Origin of the sequence: Paenibacillus rhizophilus, from assembly GCF_003854965.1 — a bacterium.
GTDB lineage: Bacteria > Bacillota > Bacilli > Paenibacillales > Paenibacillaceae > Paenibacillus_AQ > Paenibacillus_AQ rhizophilus.
Genome location: NZ_RQPI01000003.1, coordinates 332,142 through 350,001, shown reverse-complemented (window position 1 = coordinate 350,001; position 17,860 = coordinate 332,142). Strand labels below are relative to the sequence as shown.

Here is a 17,860-nt window from a genome sequence, read left to right as displayed (position 1 = left end):
AGACATAACGCTTCTTACTCATTTTTTGAATACTTTATGAAATTAGAATTATTATAATGTAGGAAAAAGAATGGAGCAAGGCAATCATGAAGATTTCATTAGTTTCGCAAATGCGCAATGAAGTCCTACTTAATGTAGAATTTAATTCAAATCAGCAAAAAAGTTCAAAAAAACATATCCATTTAAGAGATTAAAGAAACAAGGAAATCTTAGAAAATAACATATTCAGGGACATAATTCCATTTATAGATCAAATATATAACCTTTTATGTAGGGTACTATTCGAGAAAGGATATGTATAATAATTATTTTCCGGGTCAAAAAACGACAAACATTACTTACGAACCAGCTTATAATTAGAGTAATATAGCAATCGGTAAGGAGAAATGGAATAATGCCCAACTACTATTTCAAAGAAATCTGGACCCCCTTAAAACTGTTCCGGATCAGCTTCTTCCGTGATGATGAGGACCGCGTTTGGATTAAGTTTGGAACGAAGCCGCGGAGGTTGCTGCGGAGACAAGCGGCGGACAAGTCGGGTGAACATGTTGTTTAGAGGCCTAAGCTTGAGGTAGTTTTATGAGCGTCGTCCAGATCTAATTGGCGGAAATGATAAGAGTTAGCGGAACCAGCCCTTGATCTGATCAAGGTTTTTTTTGGCTCCTGGCCCACTGTATCCGAAAAAGTTGCCGATCATTTTAGCATACTCGCTGAAAGTGATCTCTCGACTGTACGGGTTGCTCCACCACCGCTTCGAATCGTATCCGGAAACGGAGCCTACATAGGTCAATTCAATACCTGACTTCTTGTACACATGGTCAAAAATAAGCTTCACCCGCCGCATATGAAAATCGGAAGAAACGACAATGGCCGAGGTGAAACCATGCTTCTTCATTATGGCTAATGTGAGTGTAGCATTGTCATACGTGCTTAAGGCTTTATTTTCGGTAAGGATGTCATCCTGCGGTATGCCGAGAGCTAGGGTGGTTTGGAGCATGTTGCCGGACTGGCTGCCATACCCCTTCGAATTAGATAGAACAAGATACTGTGAATAACCGGCATGATACAAATCGGCTCCTTTTTTCACCCGTCCTCCACTTCCGCTTAACACGATGATGGCATCGGCTTGTTTCGGTGAATCAGTCAAGGTGAGAAAACGGCCTGCGGTAAGGAATGCTATAAGAACCAGGAGAGCGAACAAACAAAAAGCAGATGCCAGCTTGCTCGGTCTCCTTATTTTCATCCGGATTTGCTTCATATCAAACCTCGCGGTACTCCCCGCTGAGAATTCGTTCCCACCACTCCGTATTGTCAACGTACCACTGAATCGTTTGGGCAATCCCGGTCTCAAAGATGAATGTCGGCTTCCATCCCAAATGCTCAAGCTTGGAGGGGTCAATAGCATATCTTTTATCATGTCCTAGACGGTCGGCGACAAATTCAATTAAATCTTCCGATTTACCAAGTGTATGGATAATCGTCTTGACCACCTCAAGATTGGTGCGTTCATTATGTCCCCCGACATTGTATACTTCGCCGCTTACGCCCTCATGCATGACCAAGTCGATAGCAGCACAGTGATCCCATACATGCAGCCAGTCCCGAATATTTTTGCCGTCCCCGTAGACTGGCACCTTTTGATCGTTCATGACGCGGGAGATCGTAAGGGGGATTAATTTTTCCGGAAAATGAAAAGGTCCGTAATTATTGGAGCAACGTGTAATATTCATTGGCAGTCCGTAAGTCTCGTGGTAAGCGCGAACCAATAGATCTGACGACGCCTTGCTGGCGCTGTAGGGGCTATTAGGCTGAAGAGGTGTATTCTCCGTAAAAAATACAGCCGGATCAAAATCCAGTTCTCCATATACCTCGTCCGTTGATACATGAACAAATTTCGTTATCCCAAACGTTCTTGCCGCATCCAGCAGTACCTGTGTTCCCATTACATTCGTACGCACAAATACCGAAGGGTCCGTAATGGAACGGTCTACATGACTCTCCGCCGCGAAGTGAATGACAAAATCAAATCGTTCCCGCTCAAAAAGAGTCATGATCGTCTTACGATCCGCAATATCCGCCTGTTCAAACTGGTAATTGACCTTATCCTTGATCGAGCGATGCTTTGATAAATCACCGGCATAAGTCAACAAGTCCAAATTTATCACGTCATAATGCGGGTATTTATTCACCATGTATTGCACAAAATTCCCGCCTATGAAACCGGCGCCGCCGGTAACCAACACTTTTGTTTTACTCATCATCCACTCCAATCCTCAAAAAGCTACTGAATTATTTTTTAATTTGAATTAAGACTTCTAATAAGAATCATCCCCACCACATAAAGCGAGTTCAAGGAATGTCCTCGCATTTAATAGTGATATCAAAGATTGTGAAAAATAACATCATTTTATATCATATGTGAATAAGTAACTAAACGAAAAGGTAAATAAGTATTACCTCTCACATATAAAACTAAGCATAAATGACCGAAACAAACCTGCTAGGACTAGGCTGTACTATATATTAAAAAATGCCGAATTATGATTTTCATCTCCAAACAGACTCTCGAATCCACTGTAACCTCAGGAATTCAATTGGTATTACCATCCTAAATAAAAGTAATAAATTCATTGGATAATAAATCACGGTCTATCGTAAATCTGAATCAACTGCTTACTTGTTATCAATTAAATGGGATAAACACGTAACACTACCTCCGACTAGGATAATACCTTTCATGGACTTGGTTTCTTCTTAGATTATCTTCGTTCGTTGGTCTTTAGAATTTTCTTTGATATTAACATTTTTATTTTCTTTGGTATGCGTTTTAACCTCATTGAAAATTCAACTGGTTCTAAGTTAATTACCGGAACCTCTTTTATTTTCAAGTTTCTGTGTACTAACCACACGTTGAATAAACGTTCACTTAAAAAACCAAAAATTCTCTGTTGGTATCTATCGTAACTAGAGATATCTAATCTCATTTCCAGTTCGAAAAGTATATCAAATAACCAGTTGCTATATTCATTAAATAAATTCTTATTGGTAATAAACATATTAAATAAATACAACTCTTTACCAGACATTACTTTATCGAATGAATTAAGATATATTGGATATTTTTCTGATAATATGTTTCTTATTTCCTTTAAATCCTGAGATCGGTGATACTTAATGTAATGCGATTCTACTGTATGTTTATTGGTAAGGACTTTTTGAGGCATGATGATGTCATAATTTTTCATTATATCTATAATTTGGATTTCATTTAGAATATTTGTTAATTTACTATTAAGCTTTGAATTGTTTATACTAAAATATCTTCTGTAATGGCAAAGTCCTATTATATCGCAGGTTACGTTTTTCCAAGCCCAGTAAATGGCTGTTAATTCACAATAATTACTGTTTTTAGATGAGATATTATCGCCTGTATTATCTCCCTGATAACCTAAATCAATCCTCCCTTCTCTTCCTACATGAATTGGTGTATATATTCCCTCACTTGGCATTTCATATTTTTTATGTGTTGCCACAAGTATTTTAATCTTCAAATTCTCCAAACTCCTTTTTCACTATCTTTAGCGCTTCATAAATTACATTGTGCATGTCGTAATACTTATATTCTGCCAATCTGCCGCCAAAGATCACATTTGTCTCTTTTTCTGCTAGTTGCTTATACCTGATATATAACTCGTTATTTTTCTTATCGTTAATTGGATAATAGGGTTCGTCGCCTGGTTTCCACTCTACTGAATACTCTCTAGTAACAACAGTTTTTTCTTGAGTACCAAATTCAAAGTGCTTATGTTCAATTATTCTTGTATAAGGTGTCTCTCTATCCGTGTAATTCACAACAGCATTTCCCTGATAGTTCTCAATGTCCAGCAACTTATTTTCAAAAACTAAACTTCTATACTCTAATCTTCCGAATTTATAATTATAGTATTCATCAATCATTCCCGTAAAGACAACTTTTTTTGTTAATTGTTCAAACTCATTTCGGTTGGTTAGAAAATCAGTTGATAATCTCACATCTGATCCCAATAATAATTTCTCAACAATAATATTGTAACCACCCTCAGGTATCCCCTGATATTTATCATTAAAATAGTTGTTATCGTAATTAAACCTGATAGGTAATCTTTTAATAATAAATGCAGGTAATTCAGTTGCATTTCTCCCCCACTGCTTTTCAGTGTAACCTTTAATTAATTTTTCATATATATCTGTTCCTACTAGAGAAATCGCCTGTTCTTCAAGATTCGTAGGATCGATTATACCTGAAGTCTTCCTTTGTTCTTCAATTTTTTGTTTAGCTTCACCAGGTGTAATAGCACCCCATAACTTGTTAAATGTATTCATATTAAATGGTAAATTATAAATCTCTCCTTTATAATTTGCAATCGGAGCATTAGTGTATCTATTGAATTCAGCAAATTGATTAACGTAATCCCATATTTCTTTATTATTGGTATGAAAAATATGTGCCCCATAATTATGTACATTTATACCTTCAACATTTTCACAATAAACATTACCACCTATATGATCTCTGCGATCAATAACCAGACACTTTTTTCCTCTTTTGGTTGCTTCATATGCAAAAACTGCACCAAATAAGCCAGAGCCTACAATCAGATAGTCATATTCTTTTGACATATTATTAATACTCCTCTTTTATATGGATGTATATTTAAAGTTCTATTTTCTAAAAGGCTGTATCTTCTTCAGGATTTTATTTGTAAAGCCATAAATGAATTCATTTTTCAATAAATATAAGATAGCGTAATAAAACAAAGTAGATAATAAGACTGATAAAAATGTGCTTATTAGTAAGTTGCTTATTAATAAATGAATTATAGTGCAAGTTAAAACAATAAGTGTACTCCCTAGAAAATAACCCAATAAGTTCTTAAATTTAATAGTTCCTTTGATATATTTAAAAGCTAAAACAAACTGTGCTAATACAACACAAATTTCTGCAATTAAAGAACTAATTGCAGCTCCATTCTGTTGCATTTTGGAAATCAAAAGCAGATTTAAGATGAAATTAACAGAGGCACCTATTAAAGTTGATATTAATGTCAACTTTTCTTTACCATGTGAAACTAATATTTGAATTCCTATCAAGTTACTTAAACCTATTGCTATAATTATGGGGCTAATAATTTTTATAGTAGTAATCGCATCTAAATAGTCACTTCCAGCAAACAAAAAAATGATCTGTTTAGAGAGCATAATAATACCAACAGCAGAAGGTATAGATATCATTAGTACAAAATCTAAAGATTTTCCTATTAGCCTTTTTTTCTCTATTTCCATATTATTTTCTATATAGTACGACATTCTTGGTAACATAACTGCCCCTAGAGATGTGATTAATAAGACAATAATACTTACAATTTTATTGGCAGCTGTGTAAAGACCAACCGATTTATCTCCAGAAATAAATCCTAACATTACTTTGTCCAGATTGATATAAACACTTACAGAAAGATTCATAAAAAACAATATCATAATAGGTTTTAAATGCTTTTTGAAATTGTATTTTTTATATTTTTTAAACAAATCAATATACTTGGTTGCTCTTACAAAGTTATAGAAGTAACCGAGCGATAATGAGAGAACATAAAAAATACCGTATAATAAATAATCATCTTGTTCTTTAATAAAAATAAATACCAATATTAGAGAAAACAGCTTAACGAAAAGACTTCTTAGAGTAATATATCTGTATTCTTCAATAGCTTGGTAAAACCATTCCATACCTATATTAACAGACAAAATATTAATACTAATTATTATCATTAAACTCTTATATTCATTCAATTGACTCACAAAACTCATTGATATAAATAACAGTAAATAGGATACAGAAACCATAACAAAATTTAATATTAATATTTCTTGAACTAGTTTACTTAATTTCTCTTTATCATCTCTAACTTTAGCACATTGTCTAACGGCATATAATGGTATCCCCACTTGAGAGATAATTATAAAGTATTGAATAATCGCTGTAACAAAATCTATTCTTCCTACCCCATCTGCTGATAATACTCTGGCTAAATAAGGAAAAGTAATTAGCGGGAAAATTATACTTAAAAACCTTAATAAAGCATTATACAAAAAATTTGTCTTTATAGATTTTAAATTCGCCAATTTGAGTCCCTCAAAACTTGTTTATTTTTTCCAATCACACTTCTACTAAAATCATTGATTTCAAGTAAATATCAGGATTTCTTAATGAATTTTTATACCATTTACTAGGTGCTACAATTATTTTTTGTTCATTATCCGATAAATAAGCCCCAGCCCACGAAAATGAACTGTTAGCTATCACAAAATGCTTACAGGAATATAGTAACCTTAACGATTCATAGTCCGGTAAATTATCTATAAATTTAACGGGATACTTAAAATTATAAAACTCCTTTACTACATTTATATTATCACTGAAAATGTAAAATACAGGATTTTTAACTTTTGAAGCTATAATTTCCATCCCTTTGTAATAGTATTCTTTCGAACAAACATTCAAATGAGAATTGATATAATCTTCTCCACATCTTATACTTACACCAATTGCGTTAGAGCTTAGAATCTCATTTAAATAAAATTGAGCCTTTTCAGAAGGCTTAGTGATTACTTTTAATTCGGTTTTAATTTCATTCTTTATATTTTCAAAATATCTTTCGCTTTGGAAATATCCATATATGCATTTAATTCTCTTATCCACTTTAATGGAAGAATAGTACTGTCTATCAAATGTGAAGTATAGCCCTTTTCTTGAATACTTCAAGAAATTCCTTTCTCCAGTAGCATCCCTTTCAAAAGTTAACTTATAGAAACGCTGATATGCCCTATAAATTTTTTGGTGTATTTTCAGCCTTACAAAATCATATTTATTCAGACCACTAAATTGTATATCCTGTATTTCTTTAGATATATTTAGATTGAACAAGGAAAAATTTCTTATCTTATATTTCTTGTATGCTGTAGTATCAAAAAAAAGAGGCTCGTTATACATTTCCTGTATAAATCTAGCATAAGCATACTGAAAAATTTGATTTCCTAAACCACCTGTTAATTTTAAAATAATCATTTATAAACGCCTCTCAAAAATAGTCTTAGATTGATTTTAATAATGTGAGCACTTCCCCATTTTTCTATTTCTATAATCAAAGAAACCTTTCCTCATTGCATTTATTTTTTTGATTTTTGATGATTCTAACAACAATACCATTCCGATATGTTTTAAAGAAGACACTACTAAATGAAAGACTTTGTTTAATTTATTCTTCTGGTACTTATCTAATATATACAAGCGATTTCTAAACATGTAATAATGTCTAATATAATTATGTTGATAATAATTAATAATTCCAGCTGTGGGCTCTCCTAAAAATTGATATAAGAGAGAATTTTGGACCACTACCGTTTTATATCCAAATGATTTTATGTTTATACAATAGTCATAATCAACCTTGTCAATGAATAAATTCTCGTCAAATCCACCCGTAATATTAAATATCTTCAAGTCAATTACACTTCCTGAGGTAATACTCCAGCTTACCTCATCAACCTCCGGGCTTCTTTCGACATTCTTCTGCTCTCTGTCTATGTCCTCTATAAATCTTATGGCAGTAGATTTTGGAGAGAAAACTCCTATGTTCTCAACACTATTATTACTTACTACCTCGAATAGTTTTGTCATATTTCCCAAATCAAAAATACTATCTTGATCCATTAATAGTATATATTTATATCTGTCTTGAATTGCTTTATTACATAAGTAATTTAAAGCAATTGAAATACCATCATTTCTTTTATCCCCTAAATATTCACAATAATCTCTTTGAATTAATTCCAGTACAGCTGCATCTACATTACCTTCCGAATTATCATAAATATAAATTTTATCAACTATTTTGGAATAATCCCTCACTTTTTGAATTTGTTCTTTAGTCGGATTGTAGAATATAATTCCTACACAGAATGAATCATATATCATGGAATCAATAACCCCTCTGCTGAATTTTCTTAAATAGTCACTTCATCTTGTACCAAGTTTGATAATACTCGATATAGGATTCAGCAACTCTATCGATAATCGCTCCTTCCAAAAAGTTCATACTCCCATCTTCTTTGTGCAATATACTAACGTGTGAATTCATAATTATACTAACTTTCTTTGATCTAGCAAGTTGTGCTAAGTGATCTTCTTCTGCGAATAAAAACATTTTCTCATTATATAATGGGCCAAGCCTTTTTATAGTGTTACGACCTAGAATTAAAAAAGAGCCATGACATGAGTAAATATTATAAACTTTTCTTTTTGAAAATTTATTCACTTGAAGAAAAAACACTTTTAAAATTTTATTTATTGCAATATCAATATACAATAATTTATATTTCTTTTTTTTGAAAGCGATGTACTTTAAGTATTCTAATAACTTATTGTTTATTAGTCTAAATGGATTTTGTTGCTTATGATCTAAGGTTCTAATTTCTGGTGCAATTATGTAGTTTGCATACTCTTGTATACTTTTATAATCAAATCGAATTATTTCTGTATCTGGGTTACATATGGCTAAAAATTTATAATTGTAGTTATTATTTGCATACTCAATCCCTACATTGTTTCCCGCTCCATACCCTTGGTTTGGAACATTAATAAAGTCACAATAATAATTTTTAGCTACATTCTCTATTTCCCTCATACTATCTTCATCAAAATAACTGTTGACTACAATTATTTTATATGAATTTGAAACCTTTAGTTGAACACTTTCAATAAAATCAACCATATCTTTGCTGTTTCTATAAGTCAGAACTATAAACACAATGTCAACCTGTGTCATCGTTTAACTCCTCTACTTTATACTGTCTAAAGGCCGATTTTCTTTGAGTATTTTTAATACTAGAGCCATTAATATAAAGACTGCAATTAAGCTAGTATAGGACCAAGGACTGATTATAAAACTATATAGGATAAAAAAATAATTTGCCGATAAAACTGCGTAACAAACGGCGCTTGGTTTATTGCTTAAAATATTTCTATGAGAATAACCAGCAATCACACCGCTAGTATACATAAATATTAAACCGCCAATTTTACCAAAATCCTCTATAATTCCTCTAAAGACTGTATAAACATTTGTATTATAAAAACCTTCACTATAAAAGAGTTTATATACACCCTGCTCCCTAGCAAATGTTCCTAAAATATTTGTGACAGCATTAAAAGTTCTAGCTCCGAAATATAATTGTGTAGTATCCGTGCTATTGAACCAGTAATCAAAGGCAAACACACTGCCAAATATATAATTAACAAATTTTATTTTTAATATTTCGATCATGTAAGCATCGTATCTTCCGGCCCTTAATATCATAGCTATAAACAATAGCAAGAAGAAGATTACAATAAGTGCAACTATCTTAATAATCACCCTAATATTTAGTTCAGGTATTTTTTTATATAATAATAATTGGGTTGTTAATATTCCGCACACAAAAAAGAATACTACAACAATAAGACCTAATTTTGCATTAGATGATAAAAGTCCAATGATCGTGGGAATAAATGATATCCAACATAGGACTTTATCTTTTATATTTTTTGAAACCACTAGGAATATTCCGCTTAAGAAAGGTGTGAAATATGATAAAATCGTATTTATTTGTAGTCTTACTCTTTCTCCTAAAGAAAAATTAAATTGATTTAAATATCTATCTTGTGCATTTTGAGCATTCAAATCAAACAGTTGATTTAAGTCTAAAAATGTACTGAACCTAATTCCAGTAGAAATTATTGAATACAAGGAACTAACCATAAACAAAGTTACAGCAACGATTAAAATTTTCTTACAATAAGCATAATTAATAGTCCAAAAAACTTCTTTTTCTGGAACGCTTTTTTTTGTATAAAATCCATTTGCTACAATAGATCCAAATGAATAAAAATTTATGGAAATAATTATCCATATAATCCCTAAATATCCAATATTGATATCGCCAGCAAAGACTAGTGCTAGTGATATAAATATTATCCAAAAAAATTGCATGGAAATTGCGGGAGATAACTTTTTAATCTTTTTGGTATAGAGTATATATAGTAAAATAATATATATACTACTTATAAATAATGGTAATGTTGTTGTAATTTCGATCACCCACTTAAAATACTTAGAATAGATTTTAGTTAGACTCCAACACCAAAATATTTCAATTTATTAACTTTATCCTGCTTTCTAAAAAACACATTTCTTAAATCGAATACAAAAGAATCTTTCATATTAGAAATTATTTTTGAAACATCCATTCCTCTAAATTGATGCCATTCCGTGATAATAACAATTGCATCAGCTTCTTTAGCTGCTTCGTATTCATTATTCATATATTTAATGCTGCTGTTTATATGTTCAAGTCTCCACTCAGCTTCTTTCATACCTTCGGGACAATAAGCTTGTATTTTTGCACCATAACTAACCAATCCATTTATAATATCAATAGAAGGGGCATCTCTCATATCATCAGTTTCAGGTTTAAATGATAAACCTAATACTCCAATCGTTTTTCCGGTTAGATCCCCTTTCTCATTCATTGCATATCTTATTTTCTCAACCATTTTATTTTTCTGCTTCTCGTTTGCTTTTATTGCAGCTTCAATGACCATCATCTGTTCTCCATTGTCTCTAGCAATCTTAGTTATGGCTTTAGTATCTTTAGGAAAGCATGACCCCCCAAAACCTGGACCTGCATGTAAGAACTTAGGAGATATCCTACCGTCCATTCCCATAGCTGCAGCAATTTCCTGAATATTTGCTCCTACCTTCTCTGCCAAAAGCGCCATTTCATTAATGTAACTTATTTTAACTGCCAAGAAAGCATTTGAAGCATATTTAATCATCTCCGCAGTCTCAATATTGGTAAAAACAAAGGGTGTTTGATTAATATACAACACATCATATACATTTTTCATAATATTTCTTGCTTTTTCTGAAGAGGTACCTATGACAATCCTATCGGGAGTAAGACAATCTTTCACTGCCTTACCTTCTCTTAAGAACTCTGGATTTGATACGATATCATAATCAAAGTCCACGTTTCGTTTATTCAGAATATCCTTAATTAAATTATTTACAAGTTTCCCTGTCCCAACAGGAACAGTAGATTTATTTACAATTACTTTATAACCATTCATATTTTCTGCAATCATTCGCGCCACTTCTAACACATATGTTAAATCAGCACTACCATCCTCTTTTGGTGGAGTACCCACAGAAATAAAAATAACATGGCTATTTTGTATAGTATCATCAATGCTTGTAGTAAACTTCAATCTTTTCGATTTAACATTTTTGTCCAATATTTCTTTTAGTCCTGGTTCGTATATTGGTAATATACCTTGGTTTAGTAAACCTATCTTTTCTTCATTAATATCAATGCAGGTAACATTCATACCGAATTCAGATAAAATAACACCCTGGACAAGTCCAACATAACCTGTTCCTACAATACCAATGTTCATTATTGTTTGCTCCCACCTTAATAATGTACAAAAAAGTTAATCTTAAATTACGATTAAAAGACCGCAATTATTTAGCGGATAGTGAATAGTCATTGTATCATCCGAATAACCTGTATATCACTATTTTTTGCAATATATTCCTTTGTGATCTTGTTATTATGAACTTATATAATTTAGATCAATATATAATTAATATGAGATATTCTCTATTTCACTTCAACTTAAATACTGTTGATATAATCCAATAACATATTAAGTAGACTGATTTAACAAATGATAGATGCTCAATCTCACGATATACCTTCCAGTGATACCCTACTAAACTTGATTTTTTTTTTGAGATTGCTCCCTCTCTTATGCGATGACTTCCTAACGCCTCCTCAAAGCCGAAAAGGTAAGATTCTTTTTTTATAACTTGAAGCCACATCACATAATCATTTCTTTTCTTTATGTTTGGAATTTTGAACTTACCTAATCTTTCCGCATCATATATAACTGTTGAATTCCCTGGACAAGTCTTTAAAACTCCATCATAATCGCTTTTACTATGTGCTCTAATAGTGCGGTTAAGATAGTTCCCATGTTCATCAATCTTTGTATAACTAGTACAAGTAAAGTTATATCCATTCTCCTCCATAAAACCGATCTGTTTTGTTAACTTTTCAGGAAACCAAACATCATCACTATCAAGAAAGGCCATATATTTTCCTGCTGCGAGATCAATAGCTTTGTTTCTAGCCACTGCTGCACCAGAGTTTTTCTCCAACTTGTGGTATTTAATTCTTGGATCTTTCGACATATACTCTTTCACTACTTCTTCAGTGTTATCTGTGGAACAGTCATCTACAACAATGATCTCCCAATATTTATATGTTTGAGCTATCACCGAATCAATTGTGATTCCTATATAGTCACCACAATTGTATGCTGGCATGATTATTGAAACTAAGCCTTCTGAAATAATGTTACCGTTTAATTCACTCACCATTACGCACTCTCCAACTCTGACAACTCTATTGACTTTCTCAAGTCCCAAATTTGGTACTTTTCTTTATAAATACTCAAGCTTTTTTCATAAATCAAATTACCAAATACCTTATTAATTATCGCTACCTTAGTTCCCATAACATTCAATAAAGGATTAAACACTCTGATTAATCTAATTTTCTTCTCATGTACCTTGGCAATCAATCTAACCATTTCGCATGTCTTTACGTGTTCGCTATCTTGAGGAAAAAACAATCCACTTTCATTATTTTCAATTATAAGGCGAATAAACTCACCAAGGTTATCTATATAAAGCATACTGCGCTGATTATCGATATCTGGAAAAACGGGCAGTATCCTAGCTGCTTTTGATAATTTTGCGTAATTCCCTTTTGATCCTTTCCCATAGATCATAGGCGGTCTGATAATTACAATTTTAAACTCAGCATCCTCTAGGCTTTTTATACCTTCTTCAGCCTGTAACTTACTATTCCCATAAGAATTAGTGGGTTGTGGAATGGTGTGTTCAGTGATAATCTTTTTCTCATTTATACCGCCACTATCCCCATAAACAATAATACTGCTCATAAAAATAAACTGCTTAACTCCATCATTTTTCGCTTTCTTCGCTACCTCTATCGTCAGATCCCGATTAACCTTATAATACAGATCTTCCAATTTAGGATCAGCCGAGACATGAGCTATTCCAGCTACATGCAGAACCGTGTCATATCCAGAGAAATCGTGTTTTTTCCACTCTTCCCCCTTAACGGATATCTCCTCGACCTCGTACTGATCCGGCCATTGGCTTACCCATTTGATAAAGCTTGTTCCTATGTAGCTGCTCTTGCCGGTTATCAGAATCTTCTTTCTGCTCATTTCTTAAGAGGCAACTCCTTTAGCTTTGGATGCTGATTTGAGGCTTTCTCCTTCAACGACGCCGTCGGATTTCAGTACTCGGGCAATGGTCATGACAAAGATTTTCGCATCAAAAATGAAAGATACTTTCTTGGTATAATCCCCGTCATATTTTGCCTTTTCTTCATTCGGCAGCTCATCGCGACCGTTAATCTGCGCCCATCCGGTCAGGCCCGGTTTAATATCATTTGCTCCGTACTTGTCTCTCTCTTCAACCAGATCATACTGATTCCATAGGGCAGGCCGGGGGCCGATGATGCTCATTTCGCCCTTTAGTATATTGATAATCTGAGGCAGCTCGTCTAGGCTTGTCTTTCTGAGGAACTTGCCGACCTTGGTGATGCAGGCTTCCGGGTTCTTCAATAAGTGTGTGGGCATATCTTTGGGTGTGTCGGTGCGCATCGTTCTGAACTTCAGAATATGGAATTCGCTCTTATGCTTGCCAACTCGCTTCTGCTTGAAGAGAACGGGGCCTCTGGACTCCAACTTGATGGCCGCAGCGATAATGATAAAGAAGGGCCACAAGCAAAGCAGAGCGACAAGAGCAAGCAGAATATCCACGACCGGTTTAATCCTTGTATAAGACCTCATAGAATTCACCCTTATTCCAGTTTTCGTTATTACATTCCGACTTCAAACGAATAGCCCAATTCTTCTAGCGTTGGCACTTTTCTCGGCTCACCCAGTTGAATGATCAAGCCGCTGTCCATCGTCGCAAGCCGTTTAACTTCAGAGTTCATGCGGGTGTCCGGTATGCTGGCTTTGGTTGCATACGTCTCTTGCTGACCCGATATTTCAAGCGTTACGGTATTCTCGACAACGGTCAACAGATCTCTTAATCTCATAGTTATACCTCCATTGGTATGTTCGATTAATCTGCCATGCCTTTAACTAATTCAAGCCCGCTATTGACTTGTGACTCAAAGGCGCTGCGATACTGGTCAATAATGGCCGTATCATAACCGTTCGCTTTCAGCTTGGATTCGGCAGCGGAAATGATGCTGTTAAATGATGAAGTGAATGAATTCAGCTGCTGCTCGCCTTTAGAGAGAATTGCAGCTTTCGCGTCGTCATCCTTGGCGTTCAGGTATTCCATTGCCAGTCCCATTAAGGCGGACTTTGCTTGAGATTGCAGCGTGGTAAGCTTCGCTTCCGTTTCGCTGGTAATCTGTTCGTAGGAATACTTGCTCTCTGCCCCACCTCCGGAAGCGCCTGTTCCAGCCTGTGCGGTCGGCGCAGGGGATGAAGAGGATTGTTCCGTTTGACTAGAGCTTGAAGAATCATCGTTATTACTTTTCGTATCGTTCGGACTTTGCGCTTTATAGGCGCTGGTAAAAGCTGTAATACTCTTGGTCTTCTGATTCCATTTCAGGGTTGTTCCTGCCGCTTCTGAAAGAAAGCGCAGAGGTACGTACAGGTTGCCGTTCAGTATGTAGCTGGATAAACCTTGGGGGATGCTTTTGATGGAACCGTTAAAGACATAGCTTGCATTAACTTTGCTGAGAGCAACGGTTTTGGTTACTGCTACGGAAGTTTTCGGATTGCCCGCGTTCATTAAATATTCTTTAATCACGGTCAGCTCCCGGCTGTTGGGCTGAGCGACCGTTACTTTCATATTCTTGGCGTCCCAGCTTACGCTCTTCTGAAGCGCGTAGGAGATGAAGCGCAGCGGCACATAAGTGGAATTGTTATAGATAAAGATATATTGTCCCTCAGGAGGCTGTAGGTTGACCCCGTCAAACGTTATTGCTGCCTTTATAGTCTGTGCTTTAATAACAACTGGAGCAGCGTATGCCGTAACTGGGGCAATGCTGATCAGCATCGTCAGCCACAGTATTGCAGCGGAATATCTTAATTTGCCCATATTTACTCACTTTCCTTTTCTTCTGCTAGTATCTGGCTGCGTGATTTCCCTTCGCTGACGCCGTACTTCTTGGCAATCTGCACGAGCTCGTTATACTGCTGTTCCGAGACTTTTCCCATAACTAGAGCGCGTGCTTCCTTCTTCTCATCTACCGTTAATCCGCCCTGTGCCAATGTTTGAAGCCGCTTGATGTCAGATATACTCAACTCGCCCAATACTATGGAGACGACGTCGGCCTTATCCTTTACGCTGACATTCTCCTGTATCTTCTTGGCCTTCTCCGTGGTTATTTGCGGAGTATATTCGGTTATAGAATCCGAATTGGCAGCAGGTGATGATGAGGGCTTGTTCTGCTCCTTGACGGGTTGGGTATCGGTATTGTTATTGGCGTTGGAATTGGCTGCTGTGTTTACCGGTTGGGTAATTGTCGAATCCGTTACCTGTGGTACAGCCGATGACGTTGGTGAAGCCGGAGCCGCGGATACTTGAGGTTCGGCTATGCCGCCAGTCTCCGTCGCCAGTCCATCCGCCATGGAGTTCATCAGTTTGTTCACCGCATAATTGGCGGCAAATGCACCGCCTATTCCCAGAATAATGATGACCGACAACGTCCAGGCCAGTATTTTGGTCCATCTTTTCTTAAACATGGTAATCCTCCGTTTAGCTTGTGATTAGCTGATGGCCGCATTGGCAACAGGCATCATCGGCACGATCTGATTGATAATCTCCCGGACTGAAGCCGTGTTGCTCTCCAATAGAGCACGGTCCAAACGTTTAAATTCAAGCTCCAATTGGCTTGAGGTTAAGACGGCCGGTCTGCCAATAAATATCCGGTCATGCTGTGTTGATCCCAAATTCTCTTCCGCCGTAAGCAGCTCTTCGTACAGCTTCTCGCCCTCGCGGATACCAGAAAACGTAATCTGGATGTCCTTGTAAGGCTCGTAACCGGATAAGGTGATCAAATCTTCAGCCAGCGTCAGAATCTTCACCGGTTTACCCATATCCAGCACAAAGACTTCGCCGCCTTCGGCAATGGCTCCCGCCTGGATCACAAGCTGTACCGCCTCAGGAATCGTCATGAAGTACCTAACCATCTCGGGATGGGTGACTGTAACCGGCCCGCCTTCGGCAATCTGCTGCTTGAAGACCGGAACAACGCTTCCCCGGCTTCCCAAGACATTGCCAAAACGGACGGCTGAGAATTTCGTTCTGCTCATCGTATTGAGGCTCTGAACATACATTTCCGCAATCCGCTTCGTGGCTCCCATAACGCTCGTCGGGTTAACGGCTTTGTCGGAGGATATCATTACAAAGCGGTCTGTACCGTATTCATCCGCGCAGTCCGCTACATTGCGGGTGCCGAAAACGTTGTTCTTGATCGCTTCGGAAGGATTGCCTTCCATAAGAGGCACATGCTTGTGGGCTGCCGCGTGGAAGACTACCTGCGGACGATGGGCACGAAATACATCCATCATGCGGGCGCGGTCCTGGATATCGGCGATAATCGGAACCAGATTCAAGTTCGAAAAGCTTTTTCGCAGCTCCATCTCAATGTTGTAAATGCTGTTCTCTCCGTGCCCGAGCAGCAGCAGCTTGTCCGGCATAAATTTGGCAACCTGACGGCATAGCTCTGAACCGATGGAGCCGCCGGCTCCGGTAACGAGAACCACCTTGTTGTGAACGTACCCCAAAATGCTGTTCAGGTCCTCAACAATAGGTTCGCGTCCAAGCAAATCTTCCACGCTGACATCGCGCAGCCGTTTAACTGAAACCTTGCCGGTTATCAAGTCATTAATCGCCGGAATAATCTTCAGCTTGATGCCGGTCTGCTTGGCAATGCTGATAATCTCCGATATTTCCGTTCGTGATACCGAGGGCATTGCTATAATGATTTCATTGATTTCCTGCTCACTTACAATACGCGGGATAGAATGCCGGTTCCCCAGCACCGGAACGCCCAATATGGACATCCGGAATTTGTAGGGACTGTCATCAATAAATCCTACCAATTGGGTATGGGCAAAAGAAGAACTCTTCATTTCCTTTGCAATTAGCGTGCCGCAATCACCGGCGCCTACGATCAACGCACGGTTCTGCTGTTCATTGCGTCCATTCCGTTCCTTATGAACGACTACTCTCCATAAAAAGCGGGTTCCGCCGACCAACAGCAGGATTGTTTCGATTACCCGCGCCTCTACTCCTAGCGGAAGACGTTCATCAAACAGCACCAAAGAAAAGACGTATGATAATATGGCTCCAACAATAATAGCTTTGAGAATGGCGACAATCTCGCCAATACTCGCGTATTTCCATATTCTTCGGTACAAGCCGAAGTAGTAAAGACTGCCTCCAAAGGTAAACGAAGAAATTAAACAGTATTGCAGCATTTGGCGGGAATAATTATCGGGAATATCTCCGTAGAACCGCAGAAGATAGGACGTTTCAATACTAAACCACACGATGATAAGATCGATCATGAATAATAGGATAAACCGTTTGTTCACTGTCATTTTCAGTGCCTCCGAAAAATAACATATGGTGACTATTAAAGCCTGTTT

Annotated in this window: 18 protein-coding genes; 1 reads left to right on the top strand and 17 read right to left on the bottom strand. The window is 36.4% G+C overall.

The genetic code is table 11. The annotated features are described in order from the left end of the window. The first annotated feature begins 394 nt into the window (after positions 1-394). Positions 395-556, top strand: coding sequence for a hypothetical protein (locus EH198_RS24570; protein WP_185702814.1), 162 nt, complete (start codon positions 395-397; stop codon positions 554-556). Positions 557-619: 63 nt separating this feature from the next. Here EH198_RS24570 and EH198_RS08815 read toward each other — a convergent pair whose 3' ends face one another. From EH198_RS08815 to EH198_RS08735, 17 genes are all read right to left on the bottom strand, one after another. Continuing rightward, the gene (locus tag EH198_RS08815; RefSeq protein WP_221621499.1) at positions 620-1,147 is read right to left on the bottom strand and encodes a YdcF family protein; all 528 of its coding nucleotides are present in this window, start codon (positions 1,145-1,147) and stop codon (positions 620-622) included. 112 nt (positions 1,148-1,259) lie between these two features. Continuing rightward, entirely contained in the window at positions 1,260-2,258 is a 999-nt protein-coding gene (rfbB, locus tag EH198_RS08810) for a dTDP-glucose 4,6-dehydratase (RefSeq protein ID WP_124695164.1), read from the bottom strand. 501 nt (positions 2,259-2,759) lie between these two features. Then, on the bottom strand, positions 2,760-3,551 hold the full coding sequence (locus EH198_RS08805) for a DUF4422 domain-containing protein (RefSeq protein ID WP_124695163.1): 792 nt from the start codon (positions 3,549-3,551) through the stop codon (positions 2,760-2,762). Beyond that, positions 3,541-4,659 carry a UDP-galactopyranose mutase gene (gene glf, locus EH198_RS08800; protein ID WP_124695162.1) on the bottom strand — a complete coding sequence of 373 codons (1,119 nt, stop codon included), beginning with the start codon at positions 4,657-4,659 and terminating at the stop codon, positions 3,541-3,543. The genes EH198_RS08805 and glf overlap by 11 nt, the downstream gene beginning before the upstream one ends. A gap of 42 nt (positions 4,660-4,701) precedes the next feature. Next, positions 4,702-6,162, bottom strand: coding sequence for a flippase (locus tag EH198_RS08795; RefSeq protein WP_124695161.1), 1,461 nt, complete (start codon positions 6,160-6,162; stop codon positions 4,702-4,704). A 34-nt stretch (positions 6,163-6,196) separates the two neighbouring features. Continuing rightward, entirely contained in the window at positions 6,197-7,105 is a 909-nt protein-coding gene (locus tag EH198_RS08790; protein ID WP_124695160.1) for an alpha-1,2-fucosyltransferase, read from the bottom strand. 36 nt (positions 7,106-7,141) lie between these two features. Beyond that, complete coding sequence (locus EH198_RS08785) at positions 7,142-8,014, bottom strand: glycosyltransferase (RefSeq protein WP_124695159.1); 873 nt, start codon at positions 8,012-8,014, stop codon at positions 7,142-7,144. A gap of 37 nt (positions 8,015-8,051) precedes the next feature. Then, entirely contained in the window at positions 8,052-8,864 is an 813-nt protein-coding gene (locus EH198_RS08780) for a glycosyltransferase family protein (RefSeq protein WP_124695158.1), read from the bottom strand. Positions 8,865-8,876: 12 nt separating this feature from the next. Continuing rightward, positions 8,877-10,175, bottom strand: coding sequence for an O-antigen polymerase (locus EH198_RS08775; RefSeq protein ID WP_124695157.1), 1,299 nt, complete (start codon positions 10,173-10,175; stop codon positions 8,877-8,879). Between the two features lie 29 nt (positions 10,176-10,204). Beyond that, on the bottom strand, positions 10,205-11,533 hold the full coding sequence (locus tag EH198_RS08770) for a UDP-glucose dehydrogenase family protein (RefSeq protein WP_124695156.1): 1,329 nt from the start codon (positions 11,531-11,533) through the stop codon (positions 10,205-10,207). A 211-nt stretch (positions 11,534-11,744) separates the two neighbouring features. After that, a complete protein-coding gene (locus EH198_RS08765; protein WP_246014156.1) occupies positions 11,745-12,518 on the bottom strand; it encodes a glycosyltransferase family 2 protein in 774 nt (257 codons plus the stop codon). A 2-nt stretch (positions 12,519-12,520) separates the two neighbouring features. After that, positions 12,521-13,399, bottom strand: a complete 879-nt coding sequence (locus tag EH198_RS08760) for an NAD-dependent epimerase/dehydratase family protein (RefSeq protein WP_124695154.1) — start codon at positions 13,397-13,399, stop codon at positions 12,521-12,523. A gap of 3 nt (positions 13,400-13,402) precedes the next feature. Continuing rightward, positions 13,403-14,029, bottom strand: coding sequence for a sugar transferase (locus EH198_RS08755; protein WP_124695153.1), 627 nt, complete (start codon positions 14,027-14,029; stop codon positions 13,403-13,405). Positions 14,030-14,058: 29 nt separating this feature from the next. After that, positions 14,059-14,283, bottom strand: a complete 225-nt coding sequence (locus EH198_RS08750) for a hypothetical protein (RefSeq protein ID WP_124695152.1) — start codon at positions 14,281-14,283, stop codon at positions 14,059-14,061. 26 nt (positions 14,284-14,309) lie between these two features. Beyond that, positions 14,310-15,302 carry a stalk domain-containing protein gene (locus EH198_RS08745; protein ID WP_124695151.1) on the bottom strand — a complete coding sequence of 331 codons (993 nt, stop codon included), beginning with the start codon at positions 15,300-15,302 and terminating at the stop codon, positions 14,310-14,312. Between the two features lie 2 nt (positions 15,303-15,304). Further along, on the bottom strand, positions 15,305-15,949 hold the full coding sequence (locus tag EH198_RS08740; protein WP_124695150.1) for a hypothetical protein: 645 nt from the start codon (positions 15,947-15,949) through the stop codon (positions 15,305-15,307). Between the two features lie 24 nt (positions 15,950-15,973). Next, on the bottom strand, positions 15,974-17,812 hold the full coding sequence (locus EH198_RS08735) for a polysaccharide biosynthesis protein (protein ID WP_124695149.1): 1,839 nt from the start codon (positions 17,810-17,812) through the stop codon (positions 15,974-15,976). Positions 17,813-17,860: the final 48 nt, after the last annotated feature.